The organism is Asanoa iriomotensis (genome assembly GCF_016862515.1).
Lineage (GTDB): Bacteria > Actinomycetota > Actinomycetes > Mycobacteriales > Micromonosporaceae > Asanoa > Asanoa iriomotensis.
On sequence record NZ_BONC01000004.1, the window covers coordinates 48410 to 68844 of the forward strand.

Sequence of the window (20435 nt, forward strand, 5' to 3'; positions counted from 1 at the left end):
GTCAGCCGGCATGTTGTTCCACCGCGCGCTGGACCGCTCGGTAGATCTGGCCGAAGCGCAGCGTGTTGGTGGTGCGCAGGAGCAGGTGGTCGTGGCCCGCGTAGCGGATCCAGAGTTCGTTGACCACCGTGCCCCGGTCGTACGAGCGGTCCAGCCAACCCAGCGGCAACTCCGCCAGCGGGAGCAGCGCGATCGCGCCGATCACGCCCACCCCCAACACCCCGGCGGCCAGGCCCCAGGCCGCGCGGTCGCTGGCCGAATAGACCAGCGACAGCGCGCAGACGATGGCCGCGAGCGGCAGGATCGAGATGATCAGGATGAGTACGCCCCGGCCGACCCGGCGGGACCTCGTGCGGGTCGTGCCCGCGCCGCGTTTGTGCCAGACCAGCTCCAACGCCGCTACCGGGTATATGACGCCGTCGACCCGCACCACGTCGGACGTCACCTGGACGTGCTGATCGCGGTAGTAGACGGTCACCTCTTCAGGAAAACCGTTGGCGTCAATACCTCGGCGCGGCCTCGAGCGCCCGTTGCAGCGCCCGGTAGATCTGGCCGAACACCAGAGCGTCGGCCGTGCGCACCAGCAGGGTCGGGCGGCCGCCCACGTCCGCCCAGATCTCCAGCGCGCGGGCACCCTTCGAATAGGACACGTCCAGGCGGCCCAGCAGGTAGTCGGCCAGCGGCGCGGCGGCGAGGCCGATCAGCACCGACACGCCCACGATCAGCACCGTCGTGGCCGTCGTCGTGTGGAAGCGCAGGGCCAGCGCGATGCCCAGGCCGGCGGCCACCAGTGGCACGATCAGGGCGACACCGATCGCGCCTCGGCCCGCGACCGTGCCCCACGACCGCTGGCCGCGCCGGTGCCACACCCGCGACAACGCGGCCAGGGGGTAGCTGCGACCGGCTACCCGGATCGCCTGCGACGTGACCTGCACCGCGCGGTCGTTGTAGTAAGTGATCATCCCTGCCATCCAGAACGGACCCGCATCCACGTTACCCACATCCCCACCACGTAATGTGTCTCGGACGCGATCTGCACATGGAGGTGTGACGTGGGCGAGCTTGTCCGTCTGGAGAAGCACGACGGCATCGGCACGATCCGGCTCGACCGGCCGCCGATGAACGCGCTCAACACCCAGGTGCAGGAGGAGATCCGGGCCGCGGCGCTCGAGGCGACCGCCGACGACACCGTGCGCGCCGTCGTCGTCTACGGCGGCGAGAAGGTCTTCGCCGCGGGTGCCGACATCAAAGAGATGGCCACCATGTCGTACGTGGACATGGCTGCCCGGGCGGCCGACCTGTCGGCGGCGCTCGGTGCCGTCGCCCGCATCCCCAAGCCGGTCGTCGCGGCGATCACCGGGTACGCGCTGGGTGGCGGCTGCGAACTCGCCCTCGCCTGCGACTGGCGGGTCGTCGCCGACGACGCCAAGCTCGGCCAGCCCGAGATCAAGCTCGGCATCATCCCCGGCGCCGGCGGCACCCAGCGGCTCGCCCGGCTGGTCGGCCCCGCCCGCGCCAAGGACATCGTGCTCTCCGGGCGCATGGTCGACGCCGACGAGGCGCTGCGGATCGGGCTCGCGGACCGCGTGGTGCCGGCCGCCGACGTCTACGCCGAGGCGATCGCCCTGGTCCGCCCCTACGCGAACGGCCCCGCCCAGGCCATCCGCGCCGCCAAGCAGGCCATCGACGGCGGCCTCGACATGGACCTGAACTCGGGTCTCGCCTGGGAGAGCCAGCTCTTCGCGGCCCTCTTCGCCACGGACGACCGCGGCGAGGGCATGGCGGCCTTCGTCGAAAAGCGCAAACCGGACTTCAGCGGACGCTGATCAACAGCGCTCGGGTACGGGCGGCGCACCGGTAGGCTCGGCGCATGTCACCGGGGGCCGCACTTGGGGTCGATTTCGGGACCTCGCACACGGTGGCCGTGGTGCGCTGGCCCGACGGTCGCGCACGCCCGCTCCTGGTCGACGGCTCTCCCCTGCTCCCCTCGGCGGTCTACGCCCCGCCGGGTGACGCGCCGCTGGTCGCCGGCCGCGACGCCGTGCACAGCGCCCGCCTCGACCCCGCCCGGTTCGAGCCCAACCCCAAGCGCCGCGTCGACGACGGCAGCGTGCTGCTCGGCGAGCGCGACGTCCCGGTGGTCGACCTCGTCGCCGCCGTGCTCGGCCGGCTCGCCGAGGAGTGGCGCCGCACCGTCGGCGACCTGACCACCGGCGAGGTCACCGCCGACACCCCGCCCACGCTGACCTTGACCTGCCCGGCGGGTTGGGGTGCGACCCGGCGGGAGCTGCTCTCCCGCGCCGCCGCCGAGGCGGGCCTGGGCGAGGGCCGGCTGGTCGCCGAGCCGGTCGCCGCGGCCACCTACTTCGCCGAGGTGCTGGGCCGCGACGTACCCATCGGGTCCGCGGTGGTCGTGCACGACTTCGGCGCCGGCACGTTCGACGCCAGCGTGGTCGTCCGCAAGGCCACGGGTTTCGAGGTGCTGGCCGTCGACGGCCGCACCGACCTCGGCGGCCTCGACGTCGACGCCGCGCTGGTCGAGCACCTGGCGACCACCTACGCGCCGGCCCACCCGGAGGCCTGGGAGCGGCTGCGCAACCCGGCGACCGTCGAGGACCGGCGGGCCAAGCGGCAGCTCTGGGACGACGTACGCGTCGCCAAGGAGCGCCTGTCCCGCAGCCCCACCGCCGACCTGGTGATCCCGATCTGCGACGTCGAGGCCCACCTGACCCGCGCGGAGCTCGAAAAGGTCGCCATGCCGCTGCTGGCGCAGACCGTGCAGGTGACCAAGGCGGTGATCGACGCCGCCGCGCTGCCCGCGGGCAACCGGGCCGGGGTGTTCCTGGTCGGCGGGTCGAGCCGGATCCCGCTGCTGGCCACCCTGCTGCACCGGGAGCTGGGCGAGCCGCCGGTGGTGATCGAGCAGCCCGAGCTGGTGGTCGCCGAGGGCGCCGTCCTGGCCGTCACCGCGACGCTGGCCAGCGCGCCCGCCGCGGTGCCGGTGACCGGCCAGTTCCCGAAGATCGTCGAGTCGGCCAACGGCACCATCCCGCCACCGACCGCGATCGCACCGGTCAGCCCCGCGCCGCCCTCCGGCCCGCCGGCCGACGAGGAAGAGCGGACCCCGGTGGTCGCGAGCGCGCCGGTCAACGGCAACGGCGCCGCGCCCGCCAAGCCTGCCCCGTCCTTCCCGCCGGGGCGCGCCGCCGTGCCGGTCCGCCCGCCGAAGAGCGCCAACCGCCCGTCCCGCTTCGGCCGGGACACCCTGGCGGAGCCGGCTCTGGTCGCCGACCTCCGGGCGCTCTCGGGCCACGACGAGCCCCGGGTCTACGCGGACCCGGAACCCGCCCGCACCGCCACCCGCCGCGACGACCGCCCACCGGTCTGGGACGCACCACGACCCGCCGCCCGCCCACGCCCGAGACGCGGCAACCCGTTCACCAGGTTCCTGCGCGCCGTCTTCATGTTCGTGCTGCTGGTGGCCACTCCGGTGGCGGCCGCGATCGTCGCCTTCCACTACGCGACCGGCGACTCGTACACCGACATCCTCGACGCGATCCGCCGCTGGCTCGACGAACTGAGGTGAGCCGTCCTCACGTTCTTTCCTACCGACTAGTAGGGTGCTGGAAGCGGATTTGAGTGACGGGAGTGGCGATGACCGAGCGGATCGAGGGTCATGGTGGCGAGCTGGCCCTCGCGGCCTTGCGCGCGGCCGGTGTCGAGGAGATGTTCACGCTCTCCGGCGGCCACGTCTTCCCGCTCTACGACGCGGCGCACAAGACCGGGTTCCCGATCTACGACGTGCGCCACGAGCAGTCCGCGGTGTTCGCCGCCGAGGCCGTCGCCAAGCTGCGCCGCCGTCCGGGCCTCGCGGTCCTCACCGCCGGCCCGGGTGTCACCAACGGCATCTCCGGCCTGACCAGCGCCCGCTTCAACGCGGCGCCGGTGATGGTGATCGGCGGCCGCGCGCCGGCGATGCGCTGGGGCGCCGGCAGCCTCCAGGAGCTCGACCACGTGCCGCTGGTGGCGCCGATCACCAAGCACGCCGCGACCGTGTTCGCCACCGACGAGATCCCGGGCGCGGTCCGCGCGGCCCTCGGCACGGCGCTGACCCCGCACCGCGGCCCGGTCTTCCTCGACCTGCCGCTGGAGATCGTCTTCTCGCACGGCGAGGCCGACGCGCCGGGCGCTCCCGACGTGCCGGTGATCGAGCCCGACCCCGCCGACGTCGCCCGCGCCGCCCAGCTCATCGCCGAGGCACAGCACCCGGTGATCATCGCGGGCTCCGACGTCTACGCCGCCGACGCCGTCGCCGCTCTGCGGGAGGCCGCCGAGACGCTGCGCGTACCCGTGATCGCCAATGGCATGGGTCGCGGCGCCCTGCCGCCGACCCATCCGCTCGCCTTCGCCAAGGCCCGGCGCGCCGCCCTCAAGGGCGCCGACGTGGTCGTGGTGATCGGCACCGCGCTCGACTTCCGGCTCGGCTTCGGCGACTTCGGCGACGCCCGCGTGGTGCACATCGTCGACGCGCCGTCCCAGCGCGCCACCCACGTGACCCCGACGGTCTCCCCCGCCGGCGACCTGCGGCTGATCCTGTCCGCGCTGGCCGACTACACCGGCACCCGGGCCGACCACGAAGACTGGATCGCCGGTCTGCGCACCGCCGAGGACGCCGGCAAGGCCCGCGACGCCGAGGAGATGGCCGCCGAGACCGACCCGATCAAGCCCGCCCGGATCTACGGCGAGCTGCGCCGGGTGCTCGCGGCCGACGCGGTGACGATCGGCGACGGCGGCGACTTCGTCTCGTACGCCGGCCGCTACCTCGAGCCCGCGCAGCCCGGCACCTGGCTCGACCCGGGCCCCTACGGCTGCCTCGGCACCGGCATGGGCTACGCGATGGGCGCCCGCGTCACCTACCCCGACCGGCAGATCTGCGTGCTCATGGGCGACGGCGCCGCCGGCTTCTCGCTGATGGACGTCGAGTCGCTGGTCCGCCAGCAACTGCCGGTGGTCATCGTCGTCGGCAACAACGGCATCTGGGGCCTGGAGAAACACCCCATGCAGGCGATGTACGGGTACGACGTGGCCGCCGACCTGCAGCCCGGCCTGCGCTACGACGACGTGGTCAAGGCCCTCGGCGGCGCCGGCGAGACGGTCAGCAAGGCGGCCGACCTCGGCGGCGCGCTGGAGCGCGCGTTCGCGGCCGGCGTGCCGTACCTGGTCAACGTCCTGACGGACCCGACCGACGCCTACCCCCGCTCGTCGAACCTGGCCTGACACCCGCCGCTGGCCGGCTCGGGTGACAATGGTCGGCATGGCGCTGCCAATCCCCACGCCCAGTGACGTGATCGGCCTGACCCGTTCCGCGGTGACCGTGCCGGCCCGCGCGCTCCGGGTCATCGACGACATCGAGGCGCTGGTCAAACGCGTCGGCGCGATCGCCGACCGGGCCGAGGTCTTCCTGGAGCGGCTCGACGGCCTGGCCGACCGGGCCAGCGCGCTGATCGACGGCGTCGACGCCGCGGTCACCGACGCCGAGGCGGTGCTCGAACGCACCCGCGTGCTCAGCACGGCCGCGACCGCCCAGGTCGAGCAGGTGGCCCGGGTCGTCACGGCGGCGGCGATCCTGGTCGAGGAGAGCCAGCGGCTCACCGAGGCGGCCGGCAAGGCTGTCACCGGCGCGAACGCGGTGATCGGCGACGCGGAGACCGTGGCGGTCAAGGCCAACGCCGTCGTCGACAAGGCCGAGGTCTCCGCCGGCACGGCCGACGAGCTGCTCGGTATCTACGCGCCCGCGCTGCGCCGGGGTGCGCCGATGGCACACCGCTTCGTCGAGCAGCTCTCCGACGAGGAGGTCGACGCCGCGATCAAGCTGATCGACGAGCTGCCGCGGTTCACCAAGCACATGGACGAGGACATCCTGCCGATCCTCGCGACGCTCGACAAGGTCGGTCCCGACATCCACGAGCTGCTCGAGGTCACCCGCGACCTGCGGCTGGCCGTCAAGGGCATCCCCGGCCTGCGCATGCTCACGCGCCGGGGCCAGGACCTCGACTGACCGACCACAGCTCGTCGATCTCGGCCCGGTTGGGCAGCGCGGTCGAGGCGCCGAGCCGGCGGGCGCAGGCGGCACCGGCGGCGCACGCCCAGCCGACCGCCTCGACGATCTCGCGGCCCTCGGCCCACGCCACGGCCAGCGCGCCGGTGAACGCGTCGCCGGCCGCGGTCGAGTCGACCGTCTCCACCCGGACGCCCGGCACCCGCACGGACGTGCCGGACCGGTCGACGTACCAGGCGCCTTCCGCGCCCAGCGTCTGCACCGCCCGCGGCACCGAGGCCAGCAGCGGCTCGGGCCGGCTCTCCCCGCTGATCGCGAGCGCCTCGGTCTGGTTGACCACGAGCAGGTCGACGGCGTCGAGCAGCTCGGCTGGCAGGGCGCGGGCCGGCGCCGCGTTCAGCACCACCCGGGTGCCGGCTTCGCGTGCCGCCCGCGCGGCCGCGGTCACCGTCTCGACCGGGATCTCCAACTGCGCGACCAGCACGTCGGCGGAAGCGATCGCCGCCAGCTCCGGCCCGGTCAGGTCCGTGAAGGCGCCGTTGGCGCCCGGCGTCACCACGATCGTGTTCTCGCCGGCGGCGTCCACGGTGATCAGTGCGACGCCGGACGCGCCGTAGACCACGCGCAGCAGTCCGGTGTCGACACCGGCCGCGTCGATCCGGGCCTTGAGCGTCACGCCGAACGCGTCGGAGCCGATCGCCCCGAGGAGACTGGTCGCCGCACCCGCGCGTACCGCCGCGATCGCCTGGTTGGCGCCCTTGCCACCGGCGACCGTGACGAACTCGCCGCCGAGCACGGTCTCACCCGCCTGCGGCAGCGTGGTCGCCTTGGCGACCAGATCCATGTTGGCGCTGCCGACGACCACGACCCGGGCCCGATCCATAGTCGGCGATTCTAGGGCTCGTCTGGCAGGCTGCTTCTCATGGACAATCCACCGATCGGGGTCATGTTCCGCTGCGACAGCCCGCCGGAGAACCTGCCCGCGTACGCCCAGCTCGCCGAGCGGCTCGGCTACGACGAGCTGTGGGTCGTCGAGGACTGCTTCTTCACGGGCGCGGTGTCGGCGGCCGCGGTGGCCGCGGCGAGCACCGAGTCGCTGAAGATCGGCATCGGCATCCTGCCGGCGGCGTTCCGGAACCCGGCGCTGGCCGCGATGGAGCTGTCCAACCTGGCACGCCTGTTCCCCGGCCGGATCCTGCCGGGCTTCGGGCACGGCGTGCCGGCCTGGGTCCGCCAGGTCGGCGCACACCACCCCTCGCCGCTGGCCGTGCTGGAGGAGACGGTCGCCGTCGTCCGCGCGCTGCTGCACGGCGAGAAGGTGACGATGCACGGCCGGCACGTCGACCTCGACGGCGTCCAACTGGCATTCCCGCCGGCCGAGCCGCCGCTGCTGTCGGCCGGCGTGCGCAACGAGAAGTCGCTGCGCCTGGCCGGGCGGGTCGCCGACGGCACGATCCTGGCCGAGGGCGCGGCTCCGGCCTACATCTCCTGGGCCCGCGAGCGGATCGACGAGGGCCGGGCCGAGGCCGGGCGCGAGGATCCACATCGGGTCACCGTGTACGCGCACCTCGACTTCGACGACGACCCGCGCAGCGCCCGGGCCGAGCTAGCCGCGCAGTTCAGCGCGCCGGTGCAGCCGTCGGACCCGGCCGACGCCGAGAAGCTGGCCGGGCTGGTCGCGGACGCCGACGGTGACCTCGCGGCGTTGGCCGACGCGCTGCCCGACGAGATCGTCGACAAGTACGCGATCGTCGGCGACGGCGAGAGTTGCGGCGCCGCGGTGCGGCGGCTGGCCGCGGCGGGCGCCGACGCGGTGGTCTTCGTGCCGCCGCGCGATCCGGACCTCTCGGTCGCACACCTGACGCTGGCCGCCGAAGCCCTCCTCGGCGGGTGACCGGTGCGGCGCTCCGGGGCGGGTGACCGCCGTCGCCGGGCCGCGGGGCGCAACCCGTGGCCCGCGGCCTGCGTGGTTTGATGACCGCGTGCCGACCAACATGATCGACGACGCGGTGCTCGCCTTCGACGGGATCGGTGTCACGCGCAACCGCAACCAGCTGTTGCGGGACGTCGCGTGGACGGTCTACCCGGACGAGCGCTGGGTGATGCTCGGCCCCAACGGTGCCGGCAAGACCACCCTGCTGTCGATCGCGGCCGGCCAGCTCCACCCGACCACCGGCACCGCGATCGTGCTCGGCGAGAAGATCGGCCGCACCGACGTGTGGGAGCTGCGCACCCGGATCGGCATCACCACCGCCAAGCTCGCCGAGCGGATCCCCGGTGAGGAGCGGGTGCTGGACGCCGTGGTCACTGCCGCCTGGTCGGTCGTCGGCCGCTGGCGCGAGCAGTACGACCCGCTGGACGAGGCCCGCGCCCGCGGCCTGCTCGAGCAGCTCGGCGTCGCCGGCCTGGCCGACCGCACGTACGGGACGCTCTCCGAGGGCGAGCGCAAGCGGGTGCAGATCTCCCGCGCGCTGATGACCGACCCGGAGCTGCTGCTGCTCGACGAGCCGGCCGCCGGGCTCGACCTGGGCGGCCGCGAGGACCTGCTCAAGCGGCTCACCGCGCTGGCCGCGGACGAGGACGCTCCGGCGCTCGTGCTGGTCACCCACCACGTCGAGGAGATTCCGCCAGGCTTCACCCACGCGATGCTGCTGCGCGAGGGCGCGATCGTCGCGCAGGGCCCGGTCGAGCGGACGATCACCGCCGAGCACCTGTCACAGACGTTCGGCCAGCCACTCGTGGTCGAGCACAACGCGGGTCGTTACACCGCACGCGCCGCATAAGCCCCGTCTTCACCGGATTCTCAGGGAACGTCCAGGAAAGCGCGCTAAGCCTGAGAGATCCGTCACGCGGGGGGCAGCGATGGTATTCACGGGTGTTCTTGTGGTGGCGCTTGTGGCCAGTGTCTTCGGCAGCTCCGGCCGGCGCCAGGTGCCCGAGTCGGGGTCCGCGCGCGGTTCCGGGCAGGGCCCCCCGCCCGGGGCCGCGCCTCCGGAAGGTCCGCCCCCGCCACCGCCCGCGTTCACGCAGTGGCCGATGCTCGCCGTCGCGGGCCCCGAACCATCCACTGTGGCCACCACGGGGTGGACCCTGTGGGACGAGCCCGTCCGGGTCTCGGTGACCGACGCCGGCACGCTCGACCGGGCGGCCGAGCTGGTCCGTGGCGAGCTCGACGCGATCGACGTGGCCGCGAGCCGGCTGCGGCCCGACTCCGAGCTGGCCACGGCGGGCGACGGCAGCGAGGTCAGCCCGCTGCTGGCCGAGCTGGTCGCGGTCGCGCTGTCGGCCGCCCGGGAGACCGAGGGCGACGTCGACCCGGCGATCGGCGCGATGCTCACGAGCCTCGGCAACGACCCGGACTTCGGCGGACTCGTGACCACCGGCTCGACCCGGCACGTCGACGTCGGCCAGCTCGCGGTCTACCGGCCGCCGAGGTGGGAAGAGGTGCGCCTCGACGGCTACCGGCTCACGATCCCGGAGGGCGTCACGCTCGACCTGTCCGTGACCATGCGCGCGCGGGCCGTGGACCGGTGCGCCGCGCTGGTCGCCGCGACGTTGGACGTCGGCGTGCTGGTCTCGATCGGCGGCGACGTCGCGACCGCCGGCCCCGCACCACGCACCGGCTGGCCGCTGGAGGTCCGCGACGGGCCGGTCGACCCGGCCGCGCTGGTCGCGCTGCCTGGCGGCGCGGCCGTGTCCACCGCGAGCAGCCATCACCGGCGGCACTGGGACACGTCCGAAGAACTGCTGCACCAGATCTCCGATCCGGAGACCGGATACGCACCGCAGCACGCCTGGCGCACGGCCTCGGTGGCCGCGTTCTCCGCCCTGCGCGCCACCGCGGTCGCCAACGCGAGCCTCGCCCGCGGCGTGCTGGCGCCGTCGTGGCTGCAGGCGCTCGGCGCACCCGCCCGGCTGGTCGGCGGCGAGGACCGCGCGCTGCGCTTCTTCGGCACGTGGCCCACCAAGGCCGATCGGCAGCAGGACTAGCTTCCGCACGGCGCCGCGTGTGACGATCGGCGCCGTGTCTGTTTCCCGGCGTACGGTCCTGGGCGGTGGCTTGGCGGCCGCCGTCGGCGCGTTGACCGCTGCCTGCGCGGACCCCGCGACGCCGGAATGGGCGCAGTCGGGCGGTGGGCTCGAGACACCCGGCGCCGGCCGGGCCGGTCTGGGCAAACAGGGTTCCACGCCGGCACCGTCGGCCAAGCCGAGCGCGACGACGGCCGCGCCCAAGCCGACCGACACGCGGATGAGCGCGGCGCTGACCAGGTTCCTCGCGCCGACCAAGGAGAACCCGGACCATCCCACGTACGCCGGCGCGGTCGCCCTGGTCACCGTCGGCGGCAAGGTGCAAACCGAGGTCGCGGTCGGTGACGCGCTACGCTACAAGGCCGGCCCGGTCGAGTTGGCGCCCGCGCAGCGGGTGAAGACGCGCACCGACTCGATCTTCGACCTGGCCTCCGTCACCAAGGTCTACACCTCGATCCTGCTGCTCCAGCAGGTCGACAAGGGCAAGGTCGACCTGGCCGCGCCGGTCGCCGACTACCTGCCGGGCTTCACCGGCACCGGCAAGGCCGCCGTGACGGTCGAGATGCTGCTGACGCACACCAGCGGCCTGCCCGTCGGCGCCAAGGTGACCGGCCTGTCGTCCAACGCCGCCCGGCGCTCGGCCGTGCTGGCGACGCCGCTGGTCTCCGGTGCGGTGCCGGGCAAGACGTTCCGGTACTCCAGCGTCGGCCTGATGGTGGCCGCGTTCCTGGTCGAGCAAATGACCGGGCAGACCCTCGACGCCGCGCTGAAAACGCAGCTCACCGGGCCGCTCGGGCTGCGGGACACGGGCTTCAAACCGCTGACCTGGCTGAGCAGGGCCGACCAGGCGGCGCGCCTGGTGGCCACGGACGCGCGCACGTCGCGGGGGCTGCTGCGCGGCACCGTCCACGACGACGTCGCCAACATCATGGGCGGCGTCGCCGGCTCCGCGGGGGTCTTCAGCACGGCCGCCGACCTCGCGGTCATCGGCAACATGCTGCTCAACGGGGGTACGCACGGCGGCAAGCGGATCCTGTCCGCGAACATCGTGAAGCGGATGCTGACCAACGCCAACAAGGGCAAGCCGGCGATCGACCCGGAGCGCCCGTTCCGCACCGCCGACCACGGCCTGGGCGTGGTGCTCAACCAGCCGTGGTTCATGGGCCGCCTGTCGGGCTCGCGGACGTTCGGGCACACCGGCTTCACCGGCACCTCGCTGCTGGTGAACCCCGACAAGAAGCTGGTGCTCGTGCTGCTGACCAACCGGGCCCACCCCAACTGGAGTTGGGCGAATCCGGACCCGGCCCGGGTGGCGGCCGCCAACGCCGTATGAGCCCGTGGGCCGGGCCCGCCGCGGTCGTGGCGGTGCTCGCGGCGGCGGTGCTCCACGCGTCCTGGAACGCGCTGGTCAAGGCCACGGGTGACCAGGTCGGCATCTTCGGCCGGTCCGGCCTGATCGGCCTGGCGATGTGCGCCGTGGGGATCTGGTTCGTCGACCCGCCGGCCGCCGGTGCCTGGGGCTGGCTGATCGCGTCCGTGGTGATCCACGTGGGCTACAACCTCGGCCTGCTGGCGGCCTACCGGCTCGGTGACTTCAACCAGACGTACCCCCTCGCCCGCGGTCTGGGCCCGGTCGTGGTGGCGGTGGTCGCGGCGCTCGCCCTCGACGAGCCGCTCTCGCCGCTGCCGGCGGTCGGCGTGCTGGTCATCGCCGGCGCGATCGGTGTGCTCGGGCTGACACCGTGGCGCAAGGTGAAGGCCAACCGCCCCGCGGTGCTGGCCGCGATCTTCACGGGCGTGACCATCGCGAGCTACACGCTGGTCGACGGCGTCGGCGTGCGGAGCAGCGGGAGCGCTGCCGGCTACACCCTGTGGCTGCTCGGCCTGCAGAGCGCGGTGACCGCCGTGCTGGCGCTCGGGTTGCGCCGCGACACCCGGTTGCTGGCGGCCGGCGGCCGCGCCTGGTCAGCGGCGGCCGCCGTCGCCGTGCTGTCCACGTTGGCCTACGGCCTGGTGCTCTGGGCGCAGACCCGGGGCGCGCTGGCCGCGGTGGCCGCGCTGCGCGAGAGCAGCGTGGTGGTCGCGGCCGTGATCGGCATGCTGGCCTTCAAGGAGCCGATGGGCCGGGTACGCATCGCCGCCAGCATCGCCGTCGCTCTCGGCGTCGCCCTGCTCGCCGTGCCGGCGGCGTAAGGAACGGTCCGTTGTTAACGCTTACTGACGCAGCGTGCGGATCAAGCCCAGCACGTCGCGGGTCACCGGGCGCAGGACCCGCAGCCTGGAGAGCCCGACCAGCCGGTCGATCAGCGGGACCGCGCCGTCGATCAGCGCCCGGGTCTTCGCCTGGCCGGGTGAACGGTCGTGCACCCAGTAGAGGACGACACCGAGGTACGCGAGCCAGAGCAGCTCGGGCAGCTCGTCGCCGAGCTCGGGGTCGACCTTCGCCGTCGAGCCGGTCAGCGTGTCGCGGAACAGCGCGATCGACGCCTCGCGGGTCGGCGACGACTCGGCCGAGAACGGGCTCAGCGGCGAGGTCGGCTCCGCGGCCGTCTTGAAGAACGTCGCCGCGAACTCGTGGGACGGCGCGAGCGTGTCGACGCCGGCGTGCAGCACGCCGCGCAGCCGGGCCGCGAACTCGGTCTCCCGGGCCAGGACGCCCGCGGCCCGGGCGCGGTGCTCGACGCCCGTCTCCGCGTAGAACTCCTGGATCAGGTGCTCTTTGGAGCTGAAGTAGTAGTACGCGTTGCCGACCGCGACGCCGGCCTCCTTGGCGATCCCCCGCATCGTGGTCTGCGCGTAGCCGCGCTCACGGAACAGCCGCAGCGCCGTGTCGAGGATGAGCTGCCGGGTCTGTTCGCCCCGAGCGGTCGCCGGCTCGCCGCCGGCGGCGCCACCGACCCCCGTTTGCTCGGTGGCACCGCCGGCGTCGGCGGATGGCGGAGCGGGTCGGTCGGTCATCCGTCTCACCGTACCGAGTCCGCTCAGCCGTGTCGAACACGTTCAACTTCTCTGCGACGCTGATCGTACGCGAAATTTGAACACGTTCAATCAGCGCAGGCCGAGCACCGCCGCGGCCGCCCGTCCGTTGGCGTGACTGGCGCCGTACGTGGTCACGAACGCCCGCACCCCGGCCGGCCGCCAGCTCGACGGCCAACCCATCTCGACCACGGTGACCTGGTGCCGCGCGGCCAGCGCCTCGATCAGCTCGGTCGCGTTGGCCAGCCGGTGCGCGTGCCGGGCGACGACCACGATCGGCCGGTCGCCGGCCCGCGCCAGCAAATCATCGGCGCCGGTGCTGGCGGCCACCGCGCGGATCTGCTCGACGCCCTCGACGTGCGGCCGCAGGCCCCAGGGCACGCGCCCCTCGGCGATGCTCGACGTGGCGGCCAGCTCGACCACCAGCGGCACGCCGACGACGAGCGGGTCGCCCTCCACCCGGACGGCACGACGGGCGGCGTCGTAGCCCAGGCTCTCGGGCACCGGCTCCGTCGGCGCGGTCGGCACCGTCCAGGCCGCGAGCGCCGCGGTGCGCTCCGCCGCCTCCTCGACCCGGGCCGCGTCGAGCCGGCCGTCCTTGATCGCCGCGACGATCTCGGCGGCGGACTCCTCGACCAGCGCCGCGTCCACGTCGGCGCCGATGCAGAGCAGGTCGGCGCCGGCCGCCAGGGCCAGCGGCGCGGCCTGCGCGGTGCCGCCGGCGACCACCGCGGCGCCCTTCATCTCCAGCGCGTCGGTGATCAGCACGCCGGAGAAGCCGAGCTCGCCGCGGAGCAGGTCGTGCATCGCCGCCCGGCTGAACGTGGCGGGCCCGTCGCCGGTCAGCTCCGGCACGCGGATGTGTGCGGTCATCACGGCCTTGGTGCCGGCCTGCACCGCGGCGGCGAACGGCGGCAGGTCGCGCTCCCGCAGCAGCGCCAGCGGAACGTCCACAGTGGGCAGCTCGAGGTGCGAGTCGGCGACCGTCGCGCCGTGGCCCGGGAAGTGCTTGGCGCAGGCCGCGACCCGGCTCTCCTGCAGGCCCTCGACGGCGGCACCGGTGTGCGCGGCCACCCGCGCGGTGTCGGCGCCGAACGAGCGCGTGCCGATGATGGGGTTGTCGTCAGCGGTGTTGACGTCCACGGTGGGCGCGAGGTCGACGGTCACGCCGACCTCTGCCAGTTCCGCGCCGATCGCCCGGTAGACCGCGCGGGTCACCTCGACGTCGTCGAGAGCGCCGAGCGCGGCGTTGCCCGGGTACGGGCTGCCGGTGTGGTGCGCCAACCGGGTGACGTCGCCACCCTCCTCGTCGATCGCGACGATCACCGCGGGGTTGGCCGCCCGCAGCGCGGCGGTGCTGGCCGCCACCTGGTCGCGGTCGACGATGTTGAAGCCGAACAGCGTGTAGCCGGCGAGTCCTTCGGCGGCCAGGTCGACCGCCCAGGGCGGCGGGGTGCTGCCGGGGTAGGCGGCGAGCAACGTGCGCAGGGCAAGCCGGCGCAGAGCGGGATCAATCGCCATCGGTTCTCACCCTCTTGTGACTCGCACCTGCCGGGTCGTGTGATCGTCGCACCATTCGCTTCCCAGTACGCTACGCCTACTCGTAAGGCGACTAATGTATTAGTAAAGATTCCTTATTGCTAGAGGATGTCGCATGGGGTCCACCCGCCTGCCCGGCACCCCCCGCCTGCTGCGGGCGCTCAACGACCGCGCCGCGCTTGAGCTCCTGCTCGCCCGCGGCCCGCTGACCCGCGCCCAGCTCGGCGAGCTGACCGGCCTGTCCAAGGTCACGGCGTCACAGCTCGTCGAGCGGCTGGAGGAGCGCGGCCTGGTCACCCGGGTCGGCGAGCAGGCCGGCGGCCGGGGCCCCAACGCACAGCTCTACGCCGTGCGCCCGGCCAGCGCGTACGTGGTCGGCGTCGACATCACCGCGGACCGCGTGGTGGCCGCGTGCGCCGACATCACCGGCGCGGTGACCGGCCAGGTCGAAATGTCCACGAAGGACACCGACGACCCGGTCGGCGTGGTGCACGAGGCCGTGGTGCAGGCGGCCAGCAACGCGCACGCACAGCTCGCCAGCGTGCGCCGCGTGGTGCTGGGCACACCCGGCCTGGTCGACCCGGGCTCCGGCGACATCACGTTCGCCTTCAACCTGCCCCGCTGGCACCGCGGCCTGCTCGCCGCGCTCCGCGAGGACCTGCACACCCCGGTGGTCTTCGAGAACGACGTCAACCTGGCCGCGTGCGCCGAGGCGGAATACGGCGCGGCCGCCGGCGTCGACGACTTCGTGCTGGTCTGGGCCGACGTGGGTGTCGGCCTCGCGATCGTGCTCGGCGGCCGGCTGCACCACGGCAGCAGCGGTGCCGCTGGCGAGATCGGCTACCTGCCGGTGCCCGGCGTGCCGGTCAACCGCGACCAGTCGCGCCGGTCCCAGCCGCCGTTCGGCCAGCTCGCCGGCGCCGCTGCGCTGCGCACGGTGGCCCGCGAGCACGGCTTCCGCGGCTCGTCGGCGGCCGACGCGATCCGCGCCGCGATCGCAGCCGGCACGGCGGGCGGGGCGGCGCTCGACGAGATCGCCCGGCGGCTCGCGCTCGGCGTGGCCAGCACCTGCGTGGTGCTCGACCCGCCGCTGGTGGTGCTGGCCGGCGAGGTCGGCCAGGCCGGCGGCAGCGCGCTCGCCGAGCGGGTGCAGCACGAGGTCGCGGCGATCACGCTGGTGTCGCCGAAGGTCGTGGTCACCCAACTCGAAGAGGAACCGGTGCTGCGCGGCGCGCTCCTGGTCGCTTTGGACGCGGTCCGCGACGAGGTTTTCGGCTCGACGGTGGGCTGAACCGTTAGGAACGGTCCGTTCCAATCGGAATCCGATTGGAACGGACCGTTCCTAACGCCTTACGGCCCTTCCGGGCCGAACACGCCGTAGGCGACCCAGCCGACGTCGGGGAAGCCCGCGGCGGTCGCCACCTTGGCCGACGCCAGGTTGGCGGGGTCGTGCAGGTAGGTCGGCACCGCGCCCTCGTCGAGCACCCGCCGGGCCGCCTGGGCGACCAGCCGGCGGGCCAGGCCCTGGCCCCGGGCGGCGGGCTCGGTGCCGACCGCCAACTCGTGGCCGTGCGGGTCGTGCCGCTTGATGCCCACCCCAGCCAGGTAGCGGCCCGCGTCGTCGCGGGCGATCAGCACCTCGCCGCCGAACGGGCGCAGCCACGCCGGCAGGGCCGGGTCGTCGGACGGGACCCACTCCCCCGCGTCGGCCAGCGGCGCTGGGCCGGTCGACCAGCGGAACACCGCCTCGAGCGCCCGCCAGCCGTCGTAGTCGACCGCGCCCGGCAGCTTGTCGAGCAGGTCCGCCATCGGCAGGTCGGCCAGCGCGCGCACGGTCTCGACCTTGTCGGGTGCCACCGACAGCAGGACGCCGTCGGGGGTGCCGACGCCGACCGCCGGCCGGATCCCGCCGTCCCAGGCCGGGCGCAACCGTCTCTCCGAGCCGATGATCTGCAGCCCCCGCCCGATGGGCCACTGGCCCAGCCACGTCACCAGATGGTGGTAGAGGCGCGTGTCGAGCACCCGGGTCCTCCGTCAGTGGAAGCGGCGCAGCCGCAGGCTGTTGGACACGACGAACACCGACGATAGCGCCATGGCGGCGCCCGCGATCATCGGATTGAGCAGCCCGGCCGCGGCGAGCGGGAGTGCACCGACGTTGTAGGCCAGGGCCCAGAACAGGTTCCCTTTGATGACACGGAGCGTACGCCGGGAGAGGCGGATCGCGTCAGCCGCGGCGGTGAGGTCGTCGCGCACCAGGGTCAGGTCGGCCGCCTCGATCGCCACGTCCGTGCCGGCGCCCATCGCGAGCCCCAGGTCGGCCTGGGCGAGGGCGGCCGCGTCGTTGACGCCGTCGCCGACCATCGCGACCACGCGGCCCTCGTCCTGGAGCCGTTTCACGGTGTCGACCTTGTCGGCCGGCAGCACCTCGGCGATCACCTCGTCGATGCCGACGCTCGCGCCGACCTTCCGGGCCGCCGCCAGGTTGTCGCCGGTCAGCAGCACCGGCCGCAGGCCGAGGCCGCGCAGCGCGGCGACCGCGTCCCGGCTGCTCGGGCGGATGTCGTCGGCGAGCCGGAGCGCACCGCGTACCCGCTGGTCGATCGCGACCGTCACCACCGTGTGGCCGGCCTCGTTCGCGTCGGCGGCACCCCCGGTGAACTCGGCCCGGCCCACCAGCACCTCGTGTCCCTCGACGGTGCCGCGGACGCCGCGCCCCGGCACCGCGCGGAAGTCGGTGACCGGCGGCAGGTCTCCCCCGGCGGCCGCGACGATCGCCCGCCCGATGGGGTGCTCGGAGCCGGCCTCGACCGCCGCGGCGTAGCGGAGGATCTCGGGCGGCCCGTCGGTGCCGACCACCGCGAGCCGGCCGGTGGTCACGGTGCCGGTCTTGTCGAGCACGATCGTGTCGACCGTGCGGGTCGACTCCAGCACCTCCGGGCCCTTGATCAGGATGCCGCGCTGGGCACCCCGGCCGGTGCCGACCAGCAGCGCCGTGGGTGTGGCCAGCCCCAGCGCACACGGGCACGCGATGATCAGCACCGCGATGCCTGCGGTGAACGCGGCCGCCAACCCGCCACCGGTGCCCCACCAGTAGCCGAACGTCGCGACGGCGAGCAGCAGCACGATCGGCACGAACACGCCGGAGATCCGGTCGGCCAGGCGCTGCACCTCGGCCTTGCCGCTCTGCGCCTGGCTGACCAGGCGGGCGATCTGGGCGAGCTGTGTCTCCGCGCCGACCTTGGTCGCGGTGACGACGAGCCGGCCGTCGGCGTTGACGGTGCCGCCGGTGACCCGGTCGCCCGGCCCGACCTCGACCGGCACGGACTCGCCGGTGAGCAGGCTCTGGTCGACGGCGGAGGCGCCCTGGTCGACGACGCCGTCGGTGGCGATCTTCTCGCCGGGCCGCACCACGAAGCGGTCTCCGGTGCGCAGTTCGGCCACCGGTCGGATCACTTCGCGGCCGTCGCGCAGGAGCGTGACCTCCTTGGCGCCGAGGTCGGCGAGGGCCTTGATGGCGGCTCCCGCGCGGCGCTTGGCCCGGGCCTCGAAATAGCGCCCGGCCAGCACGAACACGGTGACGCCGGCGGCCACCTCGAGGTAGATCGCGTCGGCGCCGGCCCCGCGTTCGAGGGTGAGCGAGAAGCCGTGCCGGACGCCCGGCTCGCCGGCCATGCCGAAGAACAGCGCCCAGAGCGACCAGCCGAGCGCGGCCAGGGTGCCGATGGAGATCAACGTGTCCATGGTCGCGGCGCCGTGCCGCAGGTTGACCCAGGCTGCGCGGTGGAAGGCGGCGCCGCCCCAGACCACGACGGGCGCGGCCAGGGTGAGCGAGAGCCACTGCCAGTAGGTGAACTGCCAGGCCGGGACCATCGCCAGGACGATCACGGGGACGGCCAGCAAGGCGGAGACAGCGACCTTCGTACGCAGGTCGCGGGTCTCGTCGTCGCGTTTCTCAGGCGCCGGCGCCGTTTCACCTGACGCCTGCGGCGTGGCTGTGTAGCCGGTCTTCTTGACCGTGTCGATCAGGTCGTCGACGGTGACGGCCGCCGGGGCGGTCACGGTCGCGGTCTCGGTGGCGTAGTTGACCGACGCGGTCACGCCGGTGAGCCGGTTGAGCTTCTTCTCGATGCGGCTCGCGCACGACGCGCAGGTCATGCCGCCGATCGCCAGCTCGATCCGGTGTTCCACGCCGATCACATTACCCCCGGGAGGTATCGCCATGCCCCAACCCTACCCCCCGGGGGTATAACGTCAAGCGTTCTTAACTCCCCTGTCATCAATCCCTCACCCCACGGGTGTGGCGGTGTCGGCCGGCGGCAGTTGGCTCAGGGCGTTGAACTCACGCACGGAATAGGAGCGACCACGTGCCTTCTTCTCGTCGTGCCCTGCTCACCGGCGGTGCCGCCGGTGTTGTCGGCCTTGCCGTCGCCGGCGCGGTGCCATCGCTGGCCCAGGCCCACCCGGGCAAGCCGGCCAGGCCGAACGGCGGCCACAAGCCGTTCCCCCCATTGAAGGACGACCCCAAGGGCATCCTCGCGCTGCCCGAGGGCTTCAGCTACACGATCGTCACCCGGACCGGTGTCACCAAGCTCGACCGCGGCCAGGGCCTGACCCCGGCCGACCACGACGGCATGGCCGTCTTCGACGCCGGCCACGGCCGATACACCATCATCCAGAACCACGAGATCGACCCGGGCGCCGAGCACGGTGTGCCGCACGTCAAGGGCACCGTGTACGACCCGGGCGCGGTCAACGCCGGTGGCTGCACCGTGATCACGACCGACCGCGCCGGCCGCAACTACGGCGAGTTCGTCGGCATCTCGGGCACCGTCTCCAACTGCGCCGGCGGCCCGACCCCGTGGGAGAGCTGGCTGACCTGCGAGGAGACCGAGGACAAGGCCGGCGACACCTGGGAGGAGGGTGACGTTTCCGGCACCTTCCAGAAGGACCACGGGTACGTCTTCGAGGTCACCTCCGACGGCAAGGCCGACCCGCGGCCGATCAAGTGCCTCGGCCGGTACGCGCACGAGGCGCTGGCGATCGGCAAGGACCGCACCAGCGTCTACCTGTCGGAGGACGCCGACGAGCCCAACGGCCTGTTCTTCCGGTGGACCGCGCCGCGCGGCGTCAAGCTCGGCCCGGGCGTGCTGACCCGGCTCGCGCCGAACGCCGGCACCCTCGCCGCGATGGCGATCATCCTGGACGACGGCTCGGTGCTGCCGGACGTCGCCTACCTGACCTCGGCCCAGCTCGGCCGCCCGTTCCCGGTGCGCTGGGTGGAGGTGCCCGAGCGCGACGCGCAGACGAAGCCGGTCCGCGAGCAGTTCACGGACGGCCAGGTCACCCGCGGCAAGAAGTTCGAGGGCGTGTGGGGCACGGACGAGGGCGTGTACGTCGTCAACTCGTACGCCTGGGACGAGGGCGAGCTGCCGGCGGACGCGGTGCCGCACGACGGCATGGTCTGGTTCTACAACTACCAGGACCAGACGATCCAGCTGGTCACCTACTTCCCGCACCAGGTCACGGCCGAGGAAGGCGCGCCGGCCAAGTACACCGACATGACCTTCGACGGCCCGGACAACGTCACGGTGACGCCGTGGGGCAGCCTGGTCCTCGCCGAGGACGGCGCGGGCGCGTCGCACGTGCTGAGCTCGTTCCCGGGCGGCCCGACCTACGCGATCGCCCGCAACCAGCTCAACGACTCGGAGTTCTGCGGCCCGACGTTCACCGAGGACGGCAAGGTCCTCTTCGTCAACATGCAGGACCCGGGCCTGACCCTGGCGATCACCGGCCCGTGGGACAAGTACCTCGGCTGATTCGTAGGGGGTCAGGT

18 protein-coding genes are annotated in these 20435 nt (G+C 73.5%); 11 read left to right on the plus strand and 7 right to left on the minus strand.

The features are described 5' to 3' along the window. Position 1 precedes the first annotated feature (1 nt). Together Air01nite_RS04625 and Air01nite_RS04630 are read right to left on the minus strand one after the other, a co-directional pair. On the minus strand, positions 2–478 hold the full coding sequence (locus Air01nite_RS04625) for a DUF6232 family protein (protein WP_203700533.1): 477 nt from the start codon (positions 476–478) through the stop codon (positions 2–4). A 22-nt stretch (positions 479–500) separates the two neighbouring features. Further along, positions 501–962, minus strand: a complete 462-nt coding sequence (locus Air01nite_RS04630) for a DUF6232 family protein (RefSeq protein WP_203700534.1) — start codon at positions 960–962, stop codon at positions 501–503. Between the two features lie 90 nt (positions 963–1052). On the opposite strand from Air01nite_RS04630, the gene Air01nite_RS04635 reads away from it, so the two are divergent. The 4 genes from Air01nite_RS04635 (at position 1053) to Air01nite_RS04650 (ending at position 6058) form a co-directional block, all read left to right on the plus strand. After that, positions 1053–1826: an enoyl-CoA hydratase/isomerase family protein gene (locus Air01nite_RS04635; protein WP_203700535.1), complete on the plus strand. Its 774-nt coding sequence runs from the start codon at positions 1053–1055 to the stop codon at positions 1824–1826. A 44-nt stretch (positions 1827–1870) separates the two neighbouring features. Next, complete coding sequence (locus Air01nite_RS04640; protein ID WP_203700536.1) at positions 1871–3586, plus strand: Hsp70 family protein; 1716 nt, start codon at positions 1871–1873, stop codon at positions 3584–3586. A 68-nt stretch (positions 3587–3654) separates the two neighbouring features. After that, entirely contained in the window at positions 3655–5277 is a 1623-nt protein-coding gene (locus Air01nite_RS04645; protein WP_203700537.1) for an acetolactate synthase, read from the plus strand. Between the two features lie 37 nt (positions 5278–5314). Beyond that, complete coding sequence (locus Air01nite_RS04650; RefSeq protein WP_203700538.1) at positions 5315–6058, plus strand: hypothetical protein; 744 nt, start codon at positions 5315–5317, stop codon at positions 6056–6058. Here Air01nite_RS04650 and Air01nite_RS04655 read toward each other — a convergent pair. Then, positions 6030–6941, minus strand: coding sequence for a ribokinase (locus tag Air01nite_RS04655; RefSeq protein WP_203700539.1), 912 nt, complete (start codon positions 6939–6941; stop codon positions 6030–6032). The genes Air01nite_RS04650 and Air01nite_RS04655 overlap by 29 nt on opposite strands. A gap of 39 nt (positions 6942–6980) precedes the next feature. Between Air01nite_RS04655 and Air01nite_RS04660 the strand changes: the two genes are divergently transcribed. The 5 genes from Air01nite_RS04660 (at position 6981) to Air01nite_RS04680 (ending at position 12280) form a co-directional block, all read left to right on the plus strand. Next, on the plus strand, positions 6981–7952 hold the full coding sequence (locus Air01nite_RS04660; protein ID WP_203700540.1) for an LLM class flavin-dependent oxidoreductase: 972 nt from the start codon (positions 6981–6983) through the stop codon (positions 7950–7952). Between the two features lie 100 nt (positions 7953–8052). Beyond that, positions 8053–8841 carry an ABC transporter ATP-binding protein gene (locus tag Air01nite_RS04665; protein ID WP_203700680.1) on the plus strand — a complete coding sequence of 263 codons (789 nt, stop codon included), beginning with the start codon at positions 8053–8055 and terminating at the stop codon, positions 8839–8841. Between the two features lie 253 nt (positions 8842–9094). Then, entirely contained in the window at positions 9095–10048 is a 954-nt protein-coding gene (locus Air01nite_RS04670; protein WP_203700541.1) for an FAD:protein FMN transferase, read from the plus strand. A gap of 34 nt (positions 10049–10082) precedes the next feature. Next, a complete protein-coding gene (locus Air01nite_RS04675; RefSeq protein WP_203700542.1) occupies positions 10083–11420 on the plus strand; it encodes a serine hydrolase domain-containing protein in 1338 nt (445 codons plus the stop codon). Continuing rightward, the gene (locus Air01nite_RS04680; protein WP_203700543.1) at positions 11417–12280 is read left to right on the plus strand and encodes an EamA family transporter; all 864 of its coding nucleotides are present in this window, start codon (positions 11417–11419) and stop codon (positions 12278–12280) included. Before Air01nite_RS04675 ends, Air01nite_RS04680 begins: the two co-directional genes overlap by 4 nt. 21 nt (positions 12281–12301) lie before the next feature. Here the strand turns inward: Air01nite_RS04680 and Air01nite_RS04685 are convergent, their stop codons facing one another. Beyond that, positions 12302–13045 (minus strand): TetR/AcrR family transcriptional regulator, encoded by a 744-nt coding sequence (locus tag Air01nite_RS04685; RefSeq protein WP_203700544.1) that lies wholly within the window; start codon positions 13043–13045, stop codon positions 12302–12304. Between the two features lie 90 nt (positions 13046–13135). Continuing rightward, positions 13136–14584, minus strand: a complete 1449-nt coding sequence (locus tag Air01nite_RS04690) for a glycoside hydrolase family 3 protein (RefSeq protein WP_203700545.1) — start codon at positions 14582–14584, stop codon at positions 13136–13138. Positions 14585–14717: 133 nt separating this feature from the next. Between Air01nite_RS04690 and Air01nite_RS04695 the strand changes: the two genes are divergently transcribed. Then, the gene (locus tag Air01nite_RS04695; protein ID WP_203700546.1) at positions 14718–15893 is read left to right on the plus strand and encodes an ROK family transcriptional regulator; all 1176 of its coding nucleotides are present in this window, start codon (positions 14718–14720) and stop codon (positions 15891–15893) included. Positions 15894–15952: 59 nt separating this feature from the next. Here the strand turns inward: Air01nite_RS04695 and Air01nite_RS04700 are convergent, their stop codons facing one another. Together Air01nite_RS04700 and Air01nite_RS04705 are read right to left on the minus strand one after the other, a co-directional pair. Continuing rightward, positions 15953–16624, minus strand: coding sequence for a GNAT family N-acetyltransferase (locus tag Air01nite_RS04700; protein WP_203700547.1), 672 nt, complete (start codon positions 16622–16624; stop codon positions 15953–15955). A 12-nt stretch (positions 16625–16636) separates the two neighbouring features. Continuing rightward, a complete protein-coding gene (locus tag Air01nite_RS04705) occupies positions 16637–18823 on the minus strand; it encodes a heavy metal translocating P-type ATPase (RefSeq protein WP_203700548.1) in 2187 nt (728 codons plus the stop codon). Between the two features lie 143 nt (positions 18824–18966). On the opposite strand from Air01nite_RS04705, the gene Air01nite_RS04710 reads away from it, so the two are divergent. Beyond that, positions 18967–20418 carry an alkaline phosphatase PhoX gene (locus Air01nite_RS04710; RefSeq protein WP_203700549.1) on the plus strand — a complete coding sequence of 484 codons (1452 nt, stop codon included), beginning with the start codon at positions 18967–18969 and terminating at the stop codon, positions 20416–20418. Positions 20419–20435 lie beyond the last annotated feature (17 nt).